Source organism: Planktothrix pseudagardhii (genome assembly GCF_904830925.1).
Lineage (GTDB): Bacteria > Cyanobacteriota > Cyanobacteriia > Cyanobacteriales > Microcoleaceae > Planktothrix > Planktothrix tepida.
Window position 1 is genome coordinate 5,275,709 of the sequence record NZ_LR882967.1, and the last position, 16,517, is coordinate 5,292,225.

16 protein-coding genes and 3 pseudogenes are annotated in these 16,517 nt (G+C 40.7%); 9 read left to right on the forward strand and 10 right to left on the reverse strand.

Annotated features, from left to right (window positions below; genetic code table 11):
- Window positions 1-31 precede the first annotated feature (31 nt).
- From lspA to bioB, 3 genes are all read right to left on the reverse strand, one after another.
- Complete coding sequence (gene lspA / locus NMK36_RS22745) at window positions 32-493, reverse strand: signal peptidase II (RefSeq protein ID WP_072718353.1); 462 nt, start codon at window positions 491-493, stop codon at window positions 32-34.
- A gap of 283 nt (window positions 494-776) precedes the next feature.
- A complete protein-coding gene (locus tag NMK36_RS22750) occupies window positions 777-1,361 on the reverse strand; it encodes a biotin transporter BioY (protein ID WP_072718352.1) in 585 nt (194 codons plus the stop codon).
- Between the two features lie 19 nt (window positions 1,362-1,380).
- A complete protein-coding gene (gene bioB / locus NMK36_RS22755; protein ID WP_083579927.1) occupies window positions 1,381-2,499 on the reverse strand; it encodes a biotin synthase BioB in 1,119 nt (372 codons plus the stop codon).
- A gap of 358 nt (window positions 2,500-2,857) precedes the next feature.
- On the opposite strand from bioB, the gene pstS reads away from it, so the two are divergent.
- The 4 genes from pstS (at window position 2,858) to pstB (ending at window position 7,065) form a co-directional block, all read left to right on the forward strand.
- Window positions 2,858-4,042, forward strand: a complete 1,185-nt coding sequence (gene pstS / locus NMK36_RS22760) for a phosphate ABC transporter substrate-binding protein PstS (protein WP_072718351.1) — start codon at window positions 2,858-2,860, stop codon at window positions 4,040-4,042.
- 80 nt (window positions 4,043-4,122) lie between these two features.
- Entirely contained in the window at window positions 4,123-5,079 is a 957-nt protein-coding gene (gene pstC / locus NMK36_RS22765) for a phosphate ABC transporter permease subunit PstC (protein WP_072718350.1), read from the forward strand.
- Window positions 5,080-5,187: 108 nt separating this feature from the next.
- Window positions 5,188-6,087, forward strand: a complete 900-nt coding sequence (gene pstA / locus NMK36_RS22770; protein WP_072718349.1) for a phosphate ABC transporter permease PstA — start codon at window positions 5,188-5,190, stop codon at window positions 6,085-6,087.
- A gap of 159 nt (window positions 6,088-6,246) precedes the next feature.
- Window positions 6,247-7,065, forward strand: a complete 819-nt coding sequence (pstB, locus tag NMK36_RS22775; RefSeq protein ID WP_072718348.1) for a phosphate ABC transporter ATP-binding protein PstB — start codon at window positions 6,247-6,249, stop codon at window positions 7,063-7,065.
- A 257-nt stretch (window positions 7,066-7,322) separates the two neighbouring features.
- On the opposite strand, the gene NMK36_RS22780 is transcribed toward pstB, so the two are convergent.
- Entirely contained in the window at window positions 7,323-7,490 is a 168-nt protein-coding gene (locus NMK36_RS22780) for an NblA/ycf18 family protein (RefSeq protein ID WP_072718347.1), read from the reverse strand.
- Between the two features lie 223 nt (window positions 7,491-7,713).
- Here NMK36_RS22780 and NMK36_RS22785 point away from each other — a divergent pair, with 223 nt between their 5' ends.
- Complete coding sequence (locus tag NMK36_RS22785; protein ID WP_254175222.1) at window positions 7,714-8,301, forward strand: phycobiliprotein lyase; 588 nt, start codon at window positions 7,714-7,716, stop codon at window positions 8,299-8,301.
- A 60-nt stretch (window positions 8,302-8,361) separates the two neighbouring features.
- Here the strand turns inward: NMK36_RS22785 and NMK36_RS22790 are convergent, their stop codons facing one another.
- Together NMK36_RS22790 and NMK36_RS22795 are read right to left on the reverse strand one after the other, a co-directional pair.
- A complete protein-coding gene (locus NMK36_RS22790) occupies window positions 8,362-8,541 on the reverse strand; it encodes a hypothetical protein (protein ID WP_072718346.1) in 180 nt (59 codons plus the stop codon).
- Window positions 8,542-8,655: 114 nt separating this feature from the next.
- Window positions 8,656-9,549 carry an EamA family transporter gene (locus tag NMK36_RS22795; protein ID WP_072718345.1) on the reverse strand — a complete coding sequence of 298 codons (894 nt, stop codon included), beginning with the start codon at window positions 9,547-9,549 and terminating at the stop codon, window positions 8,656-8,658.
- Between the two features lie 591 nt (window positions 9,550-10,140).
- Between NMK36_RS22795 and NMK36_RS22800 the strand changes: the two are divergent.
- The 4 genes and pseudogenes from NMK36_RS22800 to NMK36_RS22815 form a co-directional block, all read left to right on the forward strand.
- Window positions 10,141-10,594 (forward strand): annotated as a pseudogene (locus NMK36_RS22800) (hypothetical protein); the annotation flags it as partial.
- A 177-nt stretch (window positions 10,595-10,771) separates the two neighbouring features.
- Window positions 10,772-11,146 (forward strand): annotated as a pseudogene (locus tag NMK36_RS22805) (transposase); the annotation flags it as partial.
- Window positions 11,147-11,236: 90 nt separating this feature from the next.
- Window positions 11,237-12,157, forward strand: a complete 921-nt coding sequence (locus NMK36_RS22810; RefSeq protein WP_254172698.1) for a transposase — start codon at window positions 11,237-11,239, stop codon at window positions 12,155-12,157.
- Between the two features lie 152 nt (window positions 12,158-12,309).
- A pseudogene (locus tag NMK36_RS22815) lies at window positions 12,310-12,834 on the forward strand (transposase); the annotation flags it as partial.
- Here NMK36_RS22815 and NMK36_RS22820 read toward each other — a convergent pair.
- The 4 genes from NMK36_RS22820 to NMK36_RS22835 form a co-directional block, all read right to left on the reverse strand.
- Window positions 12,800-13,060: a type I restriction-modification system subunit M N-terminal domain-containing protein gene (locus tag NMK36_RS22820; RefSeq protein WP_254175223.1), complete on the reverse strand. Its 261-nt coding sequence runs from the start codon at window positions 13,058-13,060 to the stop codon at window positions 12,800-12,802. The pseudogene NMK36_RS22815 and the gene NMK36_RS22820 overlap by 35 nt on opposite strands.
- Before the next feature lie 237 nt (window positions 13,061-13,297).
- Window positions 13,298-14,296, reverse strand: a complete 999-nt coding sequence (locus NMK36_RS22825) for a zinc-dependent alcohol dehydrogenase family protein (RefSeq protein ID WP_254174688.1) — start codon at window positions 14,294-14,296, stop codon at window positions 13,298-13,300.
- A gap of 170 nt (window positions 14,297-14,466) precedes the next feature.
- Window positions 14,467-15,753, reverse strand: a complete 1,287-nt coding sequence (locus NMK36_RS22830) for a dihydrolipoamide acetyltransferase family protein (RefSeq protein ID WP_254174689.1) — start codon at window positions 15,751-15,753, stop codon at window positions 14,467-14,469.
- 181 nt (window positions 15,754-15,934) lie between these two features.
- The gene (locus NMK36_RS22835; RefSeq protein ID WP_072718339.1) at window positions 15,935-16,381 is read right to left on the reverse strand and encodes a YlqD family protein; all 447 of its coding nucleotides are present in this window, start codon (window positions 16,379-16,381) and stop codon (window positions 15,935-15,937) included.
- Between the last annotated feature and the right edge of the window lie 136 nt (window positions 16,382-16,517).

Genomic DNA, 16,517 nt, shown 5'->3' on the forward strand with positions numbered 1-16,517 from the left:
CTGTATTCATTGTACCTTCTGATTTCAGGACTCAGGTTTTAATTCTGAAAATTGCAATAATTAAACACCAGATTCCAATATTAATCGAAACATCTGCCAAATTGAACACGGCGAAATGAATCAGTCGAAAATCGATAAAATCTACAACATGACCGGATATAAAGCGATCAATTCCATTCCCTAATGCACCCCCTAATATTAAACCATATCCCACTTGTTCCCAACGATTGAAACGGGGGCCAAACCAAGCCATTGCCATTAATCCAAGACTAACCAGCAATGATAACCATCGTAACCAAGCAACACCTCCATTACTAAACAAGCTAAAGGCTGCTCCGGTATTAGTAACATAAGTTAAGTGAAAAACATCCGGCCAAAGGGGTAAAGTTTCTCCGAGTTCAAAATTTCTTACCACCCAGAATTTAGTCAGGTGATCTAAAATCAAACTCGCAATTGCCACGATCCAAAAATTAGAATTTTTCTGAAATTGCATCATCAGTTATCAGTTATCAGTTATCAGTTATCAGTTATCAGTTATCAGTTGTAGGGGCGGGGTTACTCCCAAAGTCCGTCAACTTAAGCCTCCGACGCCCTGAACTTGCATTTCGGGCTAAGAGATCAAGTCATCTTTAGATGACTCAAGATTACTCAATACCTATCTTTCTTAACCCGTTTTAACGGGTTTGGGCTTTTAGCCCGAAATTTATTTCCGGGCGCGGGGAACTTAAGTTGACGGACTTTGGGTTACTCCGCCCGTACTCAGTTATTAGTTAACTTTAATAAAACATTAATCCCCTTAAAATATAAGATAAAACAGCTACCGCACAGCTAACTGCTAATTGTCCAGGTAAGGGTTGAAGGGAATATTTTTCAAAGGCTTCTGTCAGAAGAATTCCTTGGGTTGAGGCTCCATTAATGAGGTGACTTAGAGTTAAATACATTATCCCCATACCATGAACCGTCAACAATCCACACAAACAACTAAACCCTAATAACTCTAATTTTGGTAACGCTTTAAAGGCTAAAAAACCACAAATCCATCCCCCCGGAATAAAGCCTAATAGATATCCAAAGGTAGGCTGTTTAAAATAATCTAGTCCGCCTCCTTCTGAAAAAACGGGTAATACCGTTAATCCTAAAGCTAGATAAGCAATTTGGGACATGGCGGCAGCATTTTTTCCTCCCAGACAACCCACAAGTAAAACCGCCCCAATTTGATAGGTTACTCCTAAAGAGTGAACTTCAACATTTTGTTGTTGCCAAAGCCAAGAGGGATCGGTGACAAACGCTTCTAAAAAAGTGCCACCAATCGTTAATAAAACACCGATAATCGCCCAGAGAAACTCAAGTGCAGGAGTCACAACAGAGAAATATTAGCCTTTAGGAGAAACCAGGAACAGGAGCTTCACCGCCGACGAGTCCCAAGGATGCTAACATCGCTTGATCCTGTTCAGGGGGTTGACCCAAGGTTGTTAGGTAATTGCCAATTAACATGGCGTTAATTCCCGATTGTAAGCCTAAACCTTGCAGTTCTCCCATGATGGCCTCCCGTCCTCCCGCATAGCGGAGAATTTGCTGAGGAAGAATTAAACGAAAAATAGCGATCGCTTTTAACGCTTCATAGGGGTCAAGTTTAGATTGTTCTGAGAGCGGGGTTCCCGAACGGGGGTTTAATAAATTAATGGGAACGGACTCCACCTCTAACTCGCGTAACGAGAACGCTAAATCGATCCGATCTTCCCAAGTTTCTCCCATGCCAATAATGCCACCTGTACAAGCTTGAATTCCTGCGGCTTTTAAGTTTTTAACGGTTTGTACCCGATCTTCCCAAGTATGGGTGGTGACGACTTGGGGATAAAAGGCTTTTGAAGCTTCTAAATTATGGTTATAGCGAGTAACACCTGCTTCGGCTAAAGCTTGAGCTTGGTCTAAGGTTAATTCCCCTAACGCACAACAGGGTTTAACATTGGTTTCCTGAATAATCCGGTGAACCGTTGCTAAGATTTGTTCAAATTCCGTAGATTTCGGACTATTATATTTAATTCCTCGTCCCTGAGAAACTAAACAAAACCGTTTAGCTCCGGCTGCTTCTGCGGCTTTAGCATGATCTAAAATTTCATCAGCAGACTTTAACCCATAAATCGGAGACGCTTCACCCGGATGATGGGCAGATTGGGAACAAAAACCACAGTTTTCCGAACAGTTCCCAGATTTAATATTAACAATACTACACAGGTCAACGGTATTCCCGCAGCAGGCTTGACGAACTTGATCCGCAGCTTGACACAGTAATAAAATTTGGTCTTGATCTTCGAGATCACTCAGGGCGAGGGCTGCTTCTCGACTGATGCGATCGCCTGATATAATCCCTTCAACTAAATAATGCAGCCACGTTTGCAAGTCTTCTAGGGTGTTCCAATGCTGAGGAACTTCCAACACAGAATTACTGTCGGAAGACGAACGGTTGAGGGCGGGTCGTACTGAAACTACATTGATCATGCTGGAATTGCCAGTTATCCAAGGATGTTGACGGTTGACGGCTTTGCACTGACTTGTACTGAGCGCAGTCGAAGTAGCTTGCCGAAGTGTTGACGGTTGATGGTTTACGCTTAACGGTTGAGGAGTTTCGGTGATTTTTATCCCTGTCTTCTTGTCCCCTTGTCCCGAAAGTTACCCATCCTCTGTGTCTCCTGAGTTATCTTATCAAAGATTGGGATTGAAAACCTGCTCCTTGATGTCTAGCCTCATCATCAAGGTTTCCGGTCTTCTGGAATCCTTAACCTTTCCTTTACCTGAATTTGTTATAGAGACGGTATTCTCTACGGTAGCGGCTCTAACAAAACATTGATTTTTTTTTATGCTATTCCGTCTGAATTCTCTTAATCCCTCTCGTCAGTTTGTGGCTAAATGTTCAGCGTTAGCCCTAAGTTTGAGTTTAGCTGCCTGTGGCGGAAGTAATACCCCCACAACCCAGGCTCCAAGTCCAACAACAGGTACAGAGGGAACCCCAACCGCTACCAACACCACAGCCCCCAATACAACTTCTGGTGCGGTTCAATTAATTAGTTTAGAAAAACCCGTTAACTTAGTGGGTGCAGGGGCTACATTCCCGGCCCCTCTATATCAACGCTGGTTTAGTGATATTGGTGCGGGAACCAAAAACCTACAAATTGATTATCAAGCTGTGGGAAGTGGTGCTGGGGTAGAACGATTTGTCCAGGGATTAGTTCAGTTTGGCGCTAGTGATGTTGCCATGAAAGATGATGAAATTGCCAAAGTCACTAACGGGGTTTTAATGCTACCGATGACGGCCGGAAGTATTGTATTAGCTTATAATGTCCCTGATTTAGCTGAATTAAAATTATCTCAACAAAATCTAGTCGATATCTTTTCGGGTAAAATCACCAACTGGAATGACCCAGCACTCGCTACAGATAATCCGGGTATTACCCTTCCAGATTTACCCATCCAAGTCGTTTATCGGTCTGATGGTAGTGGAACAACCGGGGTTTTCACTAAAAACTTAAGTGCCATGAGCGAAGAGTGGAAAAATAGTGTGGGAGAAGGTAAAACCGTTCAATGGCCTGTGGGAATTGGAGCCAAGGGCAACGATGGGGTAACGGCTCAAATTAATCAAGCTCCCGGTGCGATTGGTTATATTGAATATGGTTATGCCAAAAGTGCTAACTTGAAGATGGCCGATTTGCAAAACAAAGCCGGAAATTTCATCAAACCGACCGATGCGGCTGCTGCAAAAACCCTGGAGTCTGTCGAATTACCGGAAGATTTACGCGCTTTTATTACCAATCCTGAAGGAGCCGATTCCTATCCGATTGTGACTTATTCTTGGATACTGGCTTATCAAAAATATGATAATCCTGAAGTTGCCAAGTCTGTTGAAGCTATGATTCAATATGGATTAACTGAAGGCCAAAAAATTAGTCCTGAACTAGGATATGTGCCTTTACCTCCAGCCGTTGTTAAAAAAGTTGCAGAAAAAGCCGATCAAATTAGCCCAGACTTTACGATTAAAGTTGAGTAATTTCAGTTATCAGTTATCAGTTATCAGTTATCAGGTGTCGGGTGTCGGGTGCCGATTTTATGATGTATAATTAATCTTGTATGGTCTTACCGAATCAAAATGTAACAGGAATTCCTCAATCTCGTTCCCCTGTAGAAAAAGTGCTAGATCAAGGATTTGTCTGGCTAACACGGCTGATGGCTTGGGGCGTTATTTTAGTCTTACTATTACTGGGTTTTCCCATCGCTCAACAAGCGATCCCAGCTATTCAAGAGTTTGGATTAGAATTTTTATTCAGTAGTTCTTGGAACCCGGTTAACAATCAATATGGTGCGTTTCCTATGATTTATGGGACGCTGGTGAGTTCATTGATTGCTTTGGTATTTGCTGTTCCTTTGGGGTTAGGAACTGCGATTTTCTTAAGTGAGGATTTTATTCCCCTTTCAATTCGTACCGCTTTAACGTTTTTGGTGGAATTGTTAGCGGCGATTCCCAGTGTGGTTTATGGTCTTTGGGGTATTTTTGTCTTAATTCCATTTTTAAGACCTTTTCAAATGTTTCTGTATCAAAATTTCGGCTGGATACCGTTATTTAGTACCCCTCCAGCTGGCCCTGGAATGTTTCCGGCAGGGGTAATTTTAGCGATTATGATTCTGCCGATTATTACCGCCATTGCCAGGGATTCATTAGCGAGTTTACCGCCGGATTTACGTCAAGCTTCCTTGGGGTTAGGAGCAACTCGTTGGGTCACAATCTTTCGAGTTTTAATTCCTGCCGCTTTTTCTGGAATTGTGGGGGGAATTATGTTAGGTCTAGGGCGGGCAATGGGAGAAACCATGGCAGCCACGATGATTATTGGAAACTCGAATAATCTGAAAATTTCCCTTTTTGCTCCAGGGAATACCATTGCTTCTTTGATGGCAAATCAATTCCCAGAAGCCTCTGGTTTACAAGTTTCGGCTCTGATGTATGCTGGATTAGTTTTATTTGCTCTCACCTTATTGGTTAATATTGCTGCGGAGTGGATTGTTAATCAAGTTAAGGCTAAATACCAATAATGGAGATGGCAGTGGATGGAAGTTAATTGAGGAATCCATTAAATCTTAAAAATTCTCAAAATTCGTTTTTCAATAATCTAATTAGCTGAAAACATTGAGTATTCTTTTATGTCAAATCTTTCCCAAAAAACAAACTATGCTGGAAGTCAAGGTTTCAGTTTAATTCGCAATTCTAAAAGTTCCCGTGACATTTTTGAATTTTTAATGACCGGGATTGCAACAGCTTGTATTTTAATCACCTTGATTCCGCTTTTTGCAGTTTTGTTTTATGTTTTAGTTAAGGGGGCTGGACGTTTAAATTTAGATTTATTTACCAAGCTTCCCCCCGTTGCGGGTCAAACAACCGGAGGCATTGCCAGTGCTATTCTTGGCACAATACAAGTGGTGGCAATTGCTACTATAGTTGCTATTCCCTTTGGGGTTTTAGCTGCAATTTTTCTTTCGGAATTTGGCAAAAATGGTCAATTTGTGCGTTGGATTCGATTTATTACAAATGTTTTGAGTGGTGTTCCTTCAATTATTGCGGGGGTGTTTGCTTACAGTTTTATTGTGTTAAAAATGGGAACGTTTTCTGTGCTGGCGGGTGCGATTGCTCTCTCGATTTTGATGTTACCTACGATTATTCGCACCACCGATGAAGCTCTACAAATTGTTCCCCAAGAGATTCGTTGGGCATCCGTTGGGGTGGGGGCTTCTAATTATCAAACAGCATTACAAGTAGTTCTTCCTGCCGCCTTACCCGCCATTTTAACCGGGGTAACGTTAGCTGTTGCCAGGGCTGCTGGAGAAACTGCACCCCTATTATTTACCGTTGTTTATACCAATAACTGGCCTAAAGGCCCTTTGTCTCCGACCCTTCCCTCCCTCGCCTATTTAGTTTATGAATTTGCTAGAGGGTTTGATAAAGTTTTACAGGAGTTTGCTTGGGCAGCATCCCTGGTATTGGTGGCTTTAGTGTTATTAACGAGCGTAATTGCCCGATTTGCGACTCGTCAAAAACAGTTTTAAGTCTAAGCTTTAAACCCGAAATGATAATGGCTAGGTTACTCGATTTGGGGTAACTTTAACCTGTAATTAGACGGTCATCAGAATTTTGTATGAATTGATGAAAATACTTAATTTTGATGTGGATTTTTTAATTATTGTATCCTTTAAGGAGTTAATCTCATGTACGATTTTCATCAGTATGCCTCGGTAGAAATGGAAACGGTCATCCAAACTGAAAATATTGATATCTATTATGGTGATTTCAAGGCTGTTCGGGGCGTTTGTTTAGAAATTCCTAAAAATAGAGTCACGGCTTTTATTGGGCCTTCAGGTTGTGGAAAGAGTACGATTTTACGCTGTTTTAATCGTCTCAATGATTTAATTCAAGGATTTCGATTAAAGGGGAATATATTTTATCATAATCAAAATCTATATGCCCCTAATGTTGATCCGGTAGAAGTTCGTCGTCGCATCGGAATGGTGTTTCAAAAACCCAATCCTTTCCCCAAATCAATTTATGATAATATTGCCTATGGGGTTCGGGTGAATGGATTAGCTAAAAATAAAGCGGAATTAGATGATATTGTCGAAAAATCGCTGCGTCAAGCTGTGTTATGGGATGAAGTGAAAGATAAACTCAATCAAAGTGGTTTTGCTTTATCTGGCGGTCAGCAACAACGACTTTGTATTGCAAGGGCGATCGCCATTAATCCTGATGTTGTGTTAATGGATGAACCCTGTGCTTCTTTAGACCCAATTTCTACTTTAGCCGTTGAAGATTTACTTCACGAACTCAAACAAAATTACACCATTATTATTGTTACTCACAATATGCAGCAAGCCACACGAGTTGCAGATATGACGGCATTTTTTAACGCCAAAGCCATAGAAGGTGGAAAACGCTTTGGCTATTTAGTGGAATATGATGACACCCAAACCATTTTCCAAAATCCCAAAGAAGAAGCCACTCAACAATACGTTAGTGGTCGGTTTGGATAATCAGTTATCAGTTATCAGTTATCAGTTATCAGTTGTTAGTCTGGAGTTTATGGCTTATAGTTTTCAGCCAAAAATCATTGACGATGAACTACAAACGATTAAACTTATGGCTATAAACGATTAACTGCTAACTCTCCACTGATGACTGATGACTGATAACTGATAACTGATAACTGATAAAACGACTAAACTTATGGCTATAAACGATTAACTGCTAACTCTCCACTGATAACTGATAACTGATAACTGATAACTGATTAAGGGTTTTTAATCCATTGACGCAGGAGATTATCTTTAACCATACTTTGGCATAACAGTTCTATTAAATAATCTTGGGCTTCTTCTAAATTTAAGGTTTTGACTTGTTCTTTTAGAACTTGTAACTTGAATTGTTGTTCAAGACTGAGGTTTGCAGGCGTTTTCATATTCACTCCTCTGACTGAGTTGTACAAATCACGAAGATTCGGACTGACTAAGTTGACCTGTATCACACTAAATGTAAATTATCGTAACAACAGCTTGACAAACTGTCCACAATGCACATTTTGAAACTAATCTCTGTTGCAAAAATTCACAACTAACTCAGAATCGCTCTATGATAAAGGGTGAAACCTTGAAACATCAGTCAAGAAAGGGATTTTAACTGTGATGGATGCAATGGAATTTTTTCACAAGAGTGCGGGAACCTGGCGATCGCAACGAACCACTCACCATTTAGCCTTTAGACAAGCTGAAAAAGGATTTTCTGATATTCAAGTCACCAGCTTAGATGCAGGCGATCCTAGAGTCATCGAAATTTGTCAGATGCACGAAGTTGACCCCAGTTTAGCCGCCGGGGGTGCTTATGTCACCTGGGCGGGGGAAATGGCTTGGGATAAGGAAGACGAAAACCACAAAGGATCAACGGTGTTTGCTATTGTTCCTGATGCTGAAAATCCCCGTAAAGGCAAAATGTTGCGAGAACGGGGTTATGCAGAAATTATGCCCGTTGCGGGTGAGTTTGAAATGGATGAAGATGATGCCTTAATTTTAATTACTGAATATGAAACCATGAGTTCCATTGAACGCTTTTGGTTTGTTGGTTCACATGTGCGGATGCGAACCAGCGCCGTTAAACGATTTGGTGGGTTTAATACCTCAACATTTTGTACGGAAATTAGGGTTAATCCTGATGCTGAAAATTCATCAGAATCAACCCCTGAAGATAGCCAATTTTATTCAGCTTTTGGTTGGTAATCTCGTCGGGTGGGTAAGCGCAGCGCACCCACCTCATTGTTAATCATTGATTTTTCCAAATTATCCTCTACCGACTACAATAATAAACACAAACACAGCAATTAATAAAAACCATAAAATCCCCTCTCCATGATCAACAGTTTGCTGTTTTTCTAATCTAAACACACAACCATTTTTTAAACAAACCGCTTGGTTTTCGGACGTTTTTCTGAGCTTGCAACCGACTTGAGGACAGGACATAATATTAACTCCTATTTAGATGATTTTTCAAGAGCTTCAAGAAACCGAGTTTCTTGTTTAGGGTTTGTTGTGAAAATCAAGAGTTTTCATTCAGAAACCCGGTTTCTGCTTCAATTAGTTTGCTTTTGATAATGTTGGGTTTTTGAGGGGAGGACAGTTGTATAAGACAACGGCAATTAATAACAGCATGATGGCAGTTAGTTGTAACAAGCTGACGGGTTTTTGATCGACGAGTACCGCAACAATAAACTGCACAACGGGAGAAAGTACCCCTAACATCCCCACCTGGGAACAGTCAATCATTTGAGAGGCTTTTGATTGTAAAAAACTAGCGATGGTTGCTAAGGTACATCCGCCAGCCAATACTAAGAAAGCACTGGAATTAACAGCAGTTAAGGGTTGAACATTAGCCGGAAAAACGCTATTGAAAATTACAATTACAATTAAAACCCCTGCAATTAAGCTTTGTTCCAGCCAACTGTAGGCGAGGGGGTTACTGACCATTTTTAAAGCGTGTTTGCGTTCACATAAATACAGCCCCCAAGTTAACGAAATGAAGACAGCAAAATGAGGGATTTCTTGAGCTTCATAGAAGAAAATAATCGCTGAAAATACCGAAATTCCAACACAAAGCCGTTTAATTGTGTTAAGCTTTTCTCCTAATAAAATTGTTGATAAAACGGCTGTTGCTGCGGGAGCGAGGAACATTCCGATGGCGGCTTCTACTTGATGTCCTAGAGCGATCGCACCCATAAAAAAGCCTAAATGTAACGCTAAACAAAAGGCAGATATAGCCACTTTTGCAATAACTTTTAAGCCAAAGTTGCAAACTGTTTCCCATTGACCTGTGATGAATAAAATCACTCCTACAATGGCAAAGGTGAATAAGCAGCGATCAAGAATTAAAAGCAGTGTTGGGAGGGGTACATACCGCCAACATAAGGGTAGTACACCAAAGAATAACGGAGCGATAATGGCATAGGAAATGCCTATTGATTTCTGTCGCATAGCGGGTTTCTCTTAAACTCTGAAACCACGCTAGGTAAAATCATTAGTGCAGCAACAGCGCAAAACCAAGCAGTTTAATTGCACTATTCTGCACCCTTCATATTTAACGATAAACCGATGAGGAAACCATTATGTATATTAGCGATCGCACATCTTTTATTAAAAGTTAAAACTGACAAAATTTGATAGCAGAACTCGAAGAAGAATGTCAAACCGTTATTCAGGTTTTAGATAAAATTCAGACAGGAAACTTATTAAGCTATAGTTAAAAAATGGATAGTTTAGCAGAGTTATTAGCATCAATAATTCATCTGCAAACCCATTGTGGCGAAGATTTACAAACTTTAATTGCTGAAGAGTTAGAACAGTTGCCTGATTCAGAATGATCAGAGTAAGATTGTTAATGATTAAATTATCCCCCGTAGGGGCGAGGCGCGCCCATTGGTGTCAACTTAAGGAAAGGCGATCGCAACGACTAATGGGAGTTGAAGAGGGCGATGAGTAGTCGCCCTGGCAACGTGGCAACTGTAGGTGTTAGTTTAAAGGGGCGATCGCCAAGGTCAGTGTTAGTGGAAGGGGGAAAGAAATCAGATGAGTAAAACAACAGGGAGAATTTTGAGAAATGCGGATTTAAGGCATCAAAGTCAAATGGCAGGGCCACCATTAGAAGTGCTAGAAAAAGAACTGTATAGACTACTAACACCCGAAAATTTTAAACCGTTAAAGGAAAGCCGAGGAATTCAGGAAAAAAAACTGCGTTCGCGAGTATTAAATTTACCGGTGATGATGGCAGTAGTTATTGGCTTAGTGTATAGAAGAATAGCTGGATTGCGAGAACTGTTAAGAATTCTAACGGAAGAAGGAATGCTGTGGATAGAATCGTTCTAACCAATGTCATCACCCCGTGCGATTAGTCTCAGTCTTATGGGGAAAAACTTGGTATCGCTATTTAACCAATGTCTTAGATCCAGAGGAATTATCGGCTCAACAAGTTTGTGAGTTGTACCGAAATCGCTGGCAAATTGAACAAGCCTTTTTATTAACGGGATTTGAACAAAGTTCAAGCCCAAACAAGCCCCAAATTGCTTAGATGTAGAGCAAATACATCATGATTCTCTTGGAGCCAAGCGACAAATCGATAAGATATATCCCTCTTCTGTCAGTCTCCGAGGAGTAAAATTAGAAAATAAACCAGATGGGTAGCTAGAAGGGAGATAGGGTAATGGATGTAGAATTACAGATGCTCAAACATTTAGCCCGAGATGCACAACCAACAGTTTCCGTGATTGATGAATATTGCCAAGGTTATAAAGACCTATTCCCAGAAGTTAGAAGTTACGAATGTTTTAAATACTTACATCTAGGAATCATCTCACCAATTCCGAGAAAATCTTTACCGGAAATTGCTAAAATAGTAGGAATTAGATCGCCACAATCACTCCATCATTTTTTAGCCAATTCGCCTTGGTCAGCAAGGGAATTAAAGGAAAGAAGATTAGCTCGAACTCTAAAAGGATTGAAAGAAGAGAAGATTATAGTAATAATTGATGAAACAAAGAATCAGAAACTAGATATATTAGAGAAATCATATTTGGGAAAAGAAGTCCGAGAACCTATTAGACATCTCCAAAATAGAAAAAAGGAGGGGTAAAAAGATGATAAAATTAAATTTTACCCCGGATTAGAGATGAGTAAATTAAGAGACTATCTGGACAAGAATCCCCAGCAAGCAAAAAGGCTATTAGGGATGGAATATGAACAGATGATAGAACTCATTCAAGCTGCGGAGTTATTAGAAGAAGAAAAACGACAGGAAAAAGAAAAAACTAAAATCAGGTTGATTAAAGCAGGTGGGGGTCGTCGGCAGAAATTATCTGTGGAGGAACAAATCTTACTGACTCTAATTTATCTGCATCAAATGCCCACATTTCAAATGTTAGGGTTACAGTTTGAAGTCAGTGAATCAACAGCGAATGATATTTTCCATAACTGGATAAAAATCTTGAGAGAATTACTACCAGCGAGTTTGCTAGAGCAAGTAAAAAAAAACGAGAGTGATTGGGAGTGGGTAGAAAAAATTCTGGTGGAATTTGAGTTAGTAGTAGATAGCTATGAACAGCCCAGGGAAAGACCAACAGACAATGAAGAGCAGAAAAAATATTACTCAGGAAAGAAAAAGACACATACCTTTAAAAATCAAGTCATTGTCATGCCAAATGGAAAAGAAATAGTGGATGTAGCTGTGGGTTATACCGGAGCAACAAGTGATCTGAAATTGTGGAGAGAAAGAAGCCAGGAATTGGGGAATAATCAAAAATACAGAGGGGATAAAGCTTATGTAGGAGAAACAGCAATTAATACACCACATAAGAAACCGAGGAATCAAGAGATATCGGCTGAAAAGCAAGAAGAAAATCGATTAAAAGCTAAACAAAGGATTGTAGTCGAACATTTAATAAGACTGATAAAAATTTATCGAGTTGCTTCAGAAAGATTTCGGTTAAAGAGGCAAAATTATGAAGCAATAATCTTGACAGTATGTGGATTAATAAGATGGCGAATAGGAGCGATTGTATTACCATCTAAGAATTGCCCAGAATTCTTTTGAGAAATGATTGCATATCAGAGATAAAATTCATTAGTTATTATTAATGTGACTGAAAAAGCCTATGAATCCGTTACTTTTGGAGAAGCCGGCACAGGAGTGCTAGAGATTCCAAAAGTAGCGATAGAGGGCATTTGGAGATTTTCGGAGATGTCTATTGGGAAATTACCACAGATCCAGAAACGATGCCAGAAGCCTCAACTTCGTTTGTGATGACAAATTTAACAGAGAACAGAAGCCAGCTTAAAAAGACATTAGGTAATTTATACGGGTTAAGAACATGGGTGGAATATGGATTTCGACAATGTAAACAAGAACTGGGTTGGACTGATTATCGGTTGACGGATTTTCAAGATATAGAAAAATGGTGGGAAATCATTTTCTGTGTGTATTTAATGATTAGTTTCAACTCCGAAGTTTTCCGGTCTTTAAGTCAAGGTATTCCCCGAGAATCTGAGAGCAAAAAAAACACCGCAGATTGCTCGAATCACCGACAATGGAATCATAAAGAGGGATGGAAAAATGTTTTAAATAATCTGCGTTTAATAATTCAGCCTACTATTATATTGTGGTTGATTGTCCCGTGGCTAGATATTTTTCCTGACCGTTATTTATTGCGTGGTTTTCATAAATTAATTCAGAATATTAATCAATTTCAATCTTATTTTCCGAATGGATAACTCTACTTTTTATGACTTGTTGATTTCGGAGACTGACAGAAGAGGGATATTTACTTAAATTATATAACGGTTGTTGACGATTTTCTGCAATAGCAACCTTAGCGATCGCTTTTTCAAACGCCTCCCCCTGTAAGGTCACCTCATATTTTTTTTTCGCCTCTAAAACCGCTTGTTTTGTAGGTTCTAAGACCGCATCTAAACGCCGCAATACAATCAAAGGTAACATCACTCGCCGATATTGAGGCGGACGATAAGGGCCACGCAGTTTGTCAGCAATACTCTAAATAAAACCGACTAATTCTTGATGATTATTTTCTGTCCGTTCCTGTGAGGTCATGAGGGGTAAGCGAGAGTTACTAATATTTGTATTATCTCATCTAATCTTCCATCCTTTAAGTATTTTTTCCCTGTAGAGACGCGCCATGGCGCGTCTCTACGTGGGTTAATGGCGCGTTATTTCATATTACATTGTTAAGACTAATTTTCCTTTCATTCCTCCCGCTTCTAATTGTTGATGAGCTTCGGCTGCTTCTGCTAAAGGAAAAGTTTGATTCACAACAATTTTTAACTTCCCTTCATCCATTAACCGAGCGCATTGTTGTAATATTTTTGTTTGATCCAATTGATCATCCATGCGAGATTGTAACATTGGAGTTAACATTAATTCTAAACTAATGCGTAAATTTTTTAACCGAGCATCCTTGAAGGTTCCAAACTTCGGATCAGGTTCTAAAATGGTGACTAAATCCCCATAATTTTTAATCGCAAAAACCGTTTGATAAAACACCTCTTTACCAACGGTATCAAAAGCTAAATCAACTCCTTCTCCCTGCGTCCATTCTAACACGTTTTCAACAAAATCTGTTTGTTTATAATTAATAACAAAATCAGCCCCTAATTGTTTCACAAAATCTATATTTTCATCAGAACCAACGGTTGTTGCTACCTCTGCTCCTTGTAATTTTGCTAATTGAATAGCCACATGACCCACACCGCCAGCACCTGCATGAATTAATACTTTTTGTCCTGGTTGTAATCGTCCTCGATCATACAACGCTTCCCAAGCGGTAATTAAAACTAAAGGAGATGCAGCCGCTTCAATAAAACTCAAACTTTGGGGTTTAAGCGTTGCAAACTTTTCATCAACAACGATTAATTCTGCATAATTTCCAGACTGTTCACCTAGTCCCCCCTGACAAAAATAAACCGCATCTCCGACTTGAAATTTTTCGACCTCAGAACCCACAGCCTCGATAATTCCCGCCCCATCACAGCCTAAAATTGAGGGCATTTGATCCGGGTAAAAAGTCCCCCGACTGCGTAATTTTGTATCAATGGGATTAATTCCCGCCGCTTTTAAACGAACTAAAATTTCGGTTTCAGATTGAATTTTAGGATCGGGTACGTCTTGAAGTTGTAAAACATTCGGTTCCCCAACTTCGGTCATGATAATAGCTTTCATAAATCAGTTATCAGTTATCAGTTATCAGTCAACATTGATTAGCTAATAATAATCAGTCAACCGTCAATAGTCAACCGGAATCCGTGATCATTTTTGAAGAAGCTTAAGTTAACAGTTTAAAACTATTAACTGTTAACTCTTTCACTGATAACTGATAACTGATGACTGTATTACATCGTCAAAGATTGAACATCGGTTTCAATTAATTTTGCCAAACTTTGCAGGAATGCGGCTGCATCTGCCCCATAAATAATGCGATGATCACAAGTAATATTAACTTGCATTTGGCGTTTAACAGCCATTGAACCATCGGCAGAAACCACTAATTGGGGACGAGACGCACCCACCGCCAAAATTGAACCTTGACCTTGAGGGAGAATGGCATCAAAGCGATCTACACCAAACATTCCTAAATTAGACAGAGTGAAGGTGCCACTGCTGTATTCATCCGGTTGTAACTGTTTTGCCCTAGACCGTTCGACTAAATCTTGCCAAGTGCGAGACAAGGAATAAATATCAACTTGATCGGCATTTTTTAACACCGGAGTAATTAAACCGCCATCGGGCATTGCCACAGCGATCGCAATATTAATACCCTGATGATATTGAATCCCATTTTCGACATAACTGGCATTGACAATCGGATGTTTTTGTAACGCCAGTGCCACCGCTTTTGCTAATAGTGCGGTCATGGTGACGCCTTTGGATTTCAGTTGTTTATAAAGCTGATCCAAAGCATCCGTTGTGATGGTATATCCCACCCGGAACACCGGAACCGATAAACTCGCCGTCATATTTCTGACAACGGCATTTTGCAGGGTGTTCATGGGGGCCACTTCACCCAGGGTCACAGTGGCGGGTGCTGGGGCTGAAACCGGAGCAACAGGCTTGCTAACGGTAGGAGCAGGGATAGACGGTTGAACCGTTGGGGTTGAAGTTGAACCTCCAGAAGCGGCTTGCACATCTTCGGCGACGATGCGACCATGGGGGCCACTTCCGCTTAATCTGGCTAAATCAATATTGAGTTCTTTAGCTAATTTCCGGGCGCGAGGAGAAGCAACAATTCTGCCATTGCGAGAGGTTGTCGGGGGTGCGGCTGCAACTGTTGCAGTGGTTGCCTGTGAACTGGCTGCAACGGCTTGAGCCACGGGTGCTGGGGCGGATGTTGTCGCACTCTGAGAAGAAGCTTTTTGTTTCGCCTGTTCAATTTCAGCTTGGGTTTCTGCGATCAACGCAATGGTATTACCCACAGGGGCCGCTTCTCCGGCCGGAACAATAATGGTCGCTAGATATCCTTCATAAAAGGATTCCACATCCATATCGGCTTTATCTGACTCAACGATCAGAACGGTTTCCCCTTTTTCCACCTTATCACCGGGGGATTTTTGCCAAGAAACGATTTTACCCTCCGTCATCGTTGAACTAAGGGCAGGCATAAAAACTTCGTGAATTGCCATAAGCGCTAAAAAAAATAAAAGTTCAAACGTGATCAATAAGCGTTGACTGTTAAGCGTCAAAACTTCGACCCTTCGCAAGCTCAGGACATCGCAAGACTTCGGCTTGAGCGAGCGTCGAACGCTCAGTGTAAAGCCGTCAACAGCCAACTATTAACGGTCAACCCTCAACCGTCAACCCCCCTTAAATGTCTCCGCGAATTTCTTCAATGAGACCATCTCGTAAGAGAATTTCGACTTGCATTTTAGTGATCAAATTGTCGCCTTCTACAACGGTAAAGATGCTTTCAATTTGTCCTTGACTCACTTCTTGTTCGAGTTCCAACGTTTGAACTTGTTGGAGTTGTTGCAAGTTTTGATTTTTCTGATCTAAGAGTTGACTTTTACGTTCATTCACCTGAACTTGTATCTCTTCTACTTGTTGCAGGGCATCGGGGCCAAGGGGTTGCAGACTTTGGCGTTTAATTTCTGCAATCATCCGTTGTCCTTGCATTTCTAACTGTTGCAACTGACTATCAATTTGATTAATTTGGACTTGAAGTTGCTGTTGAGCTTCTTCCTTCCAACGGGGTGTGACCACCGCTTTCACGTTGATCGGTCGTTTTAACAGTAATTGTCTGAGATTGTCCATAAGTTATTCTGTTTGTCCGTTGTCAGTCCTCCGTCACCCGTAACCTGTAGGGGGACGCGCACGCCCCCCGTACACAACCGTACATCGACTGCATCCCACAAGGATATGCAAAGATGGTGACGGCTATCCTCAGTTG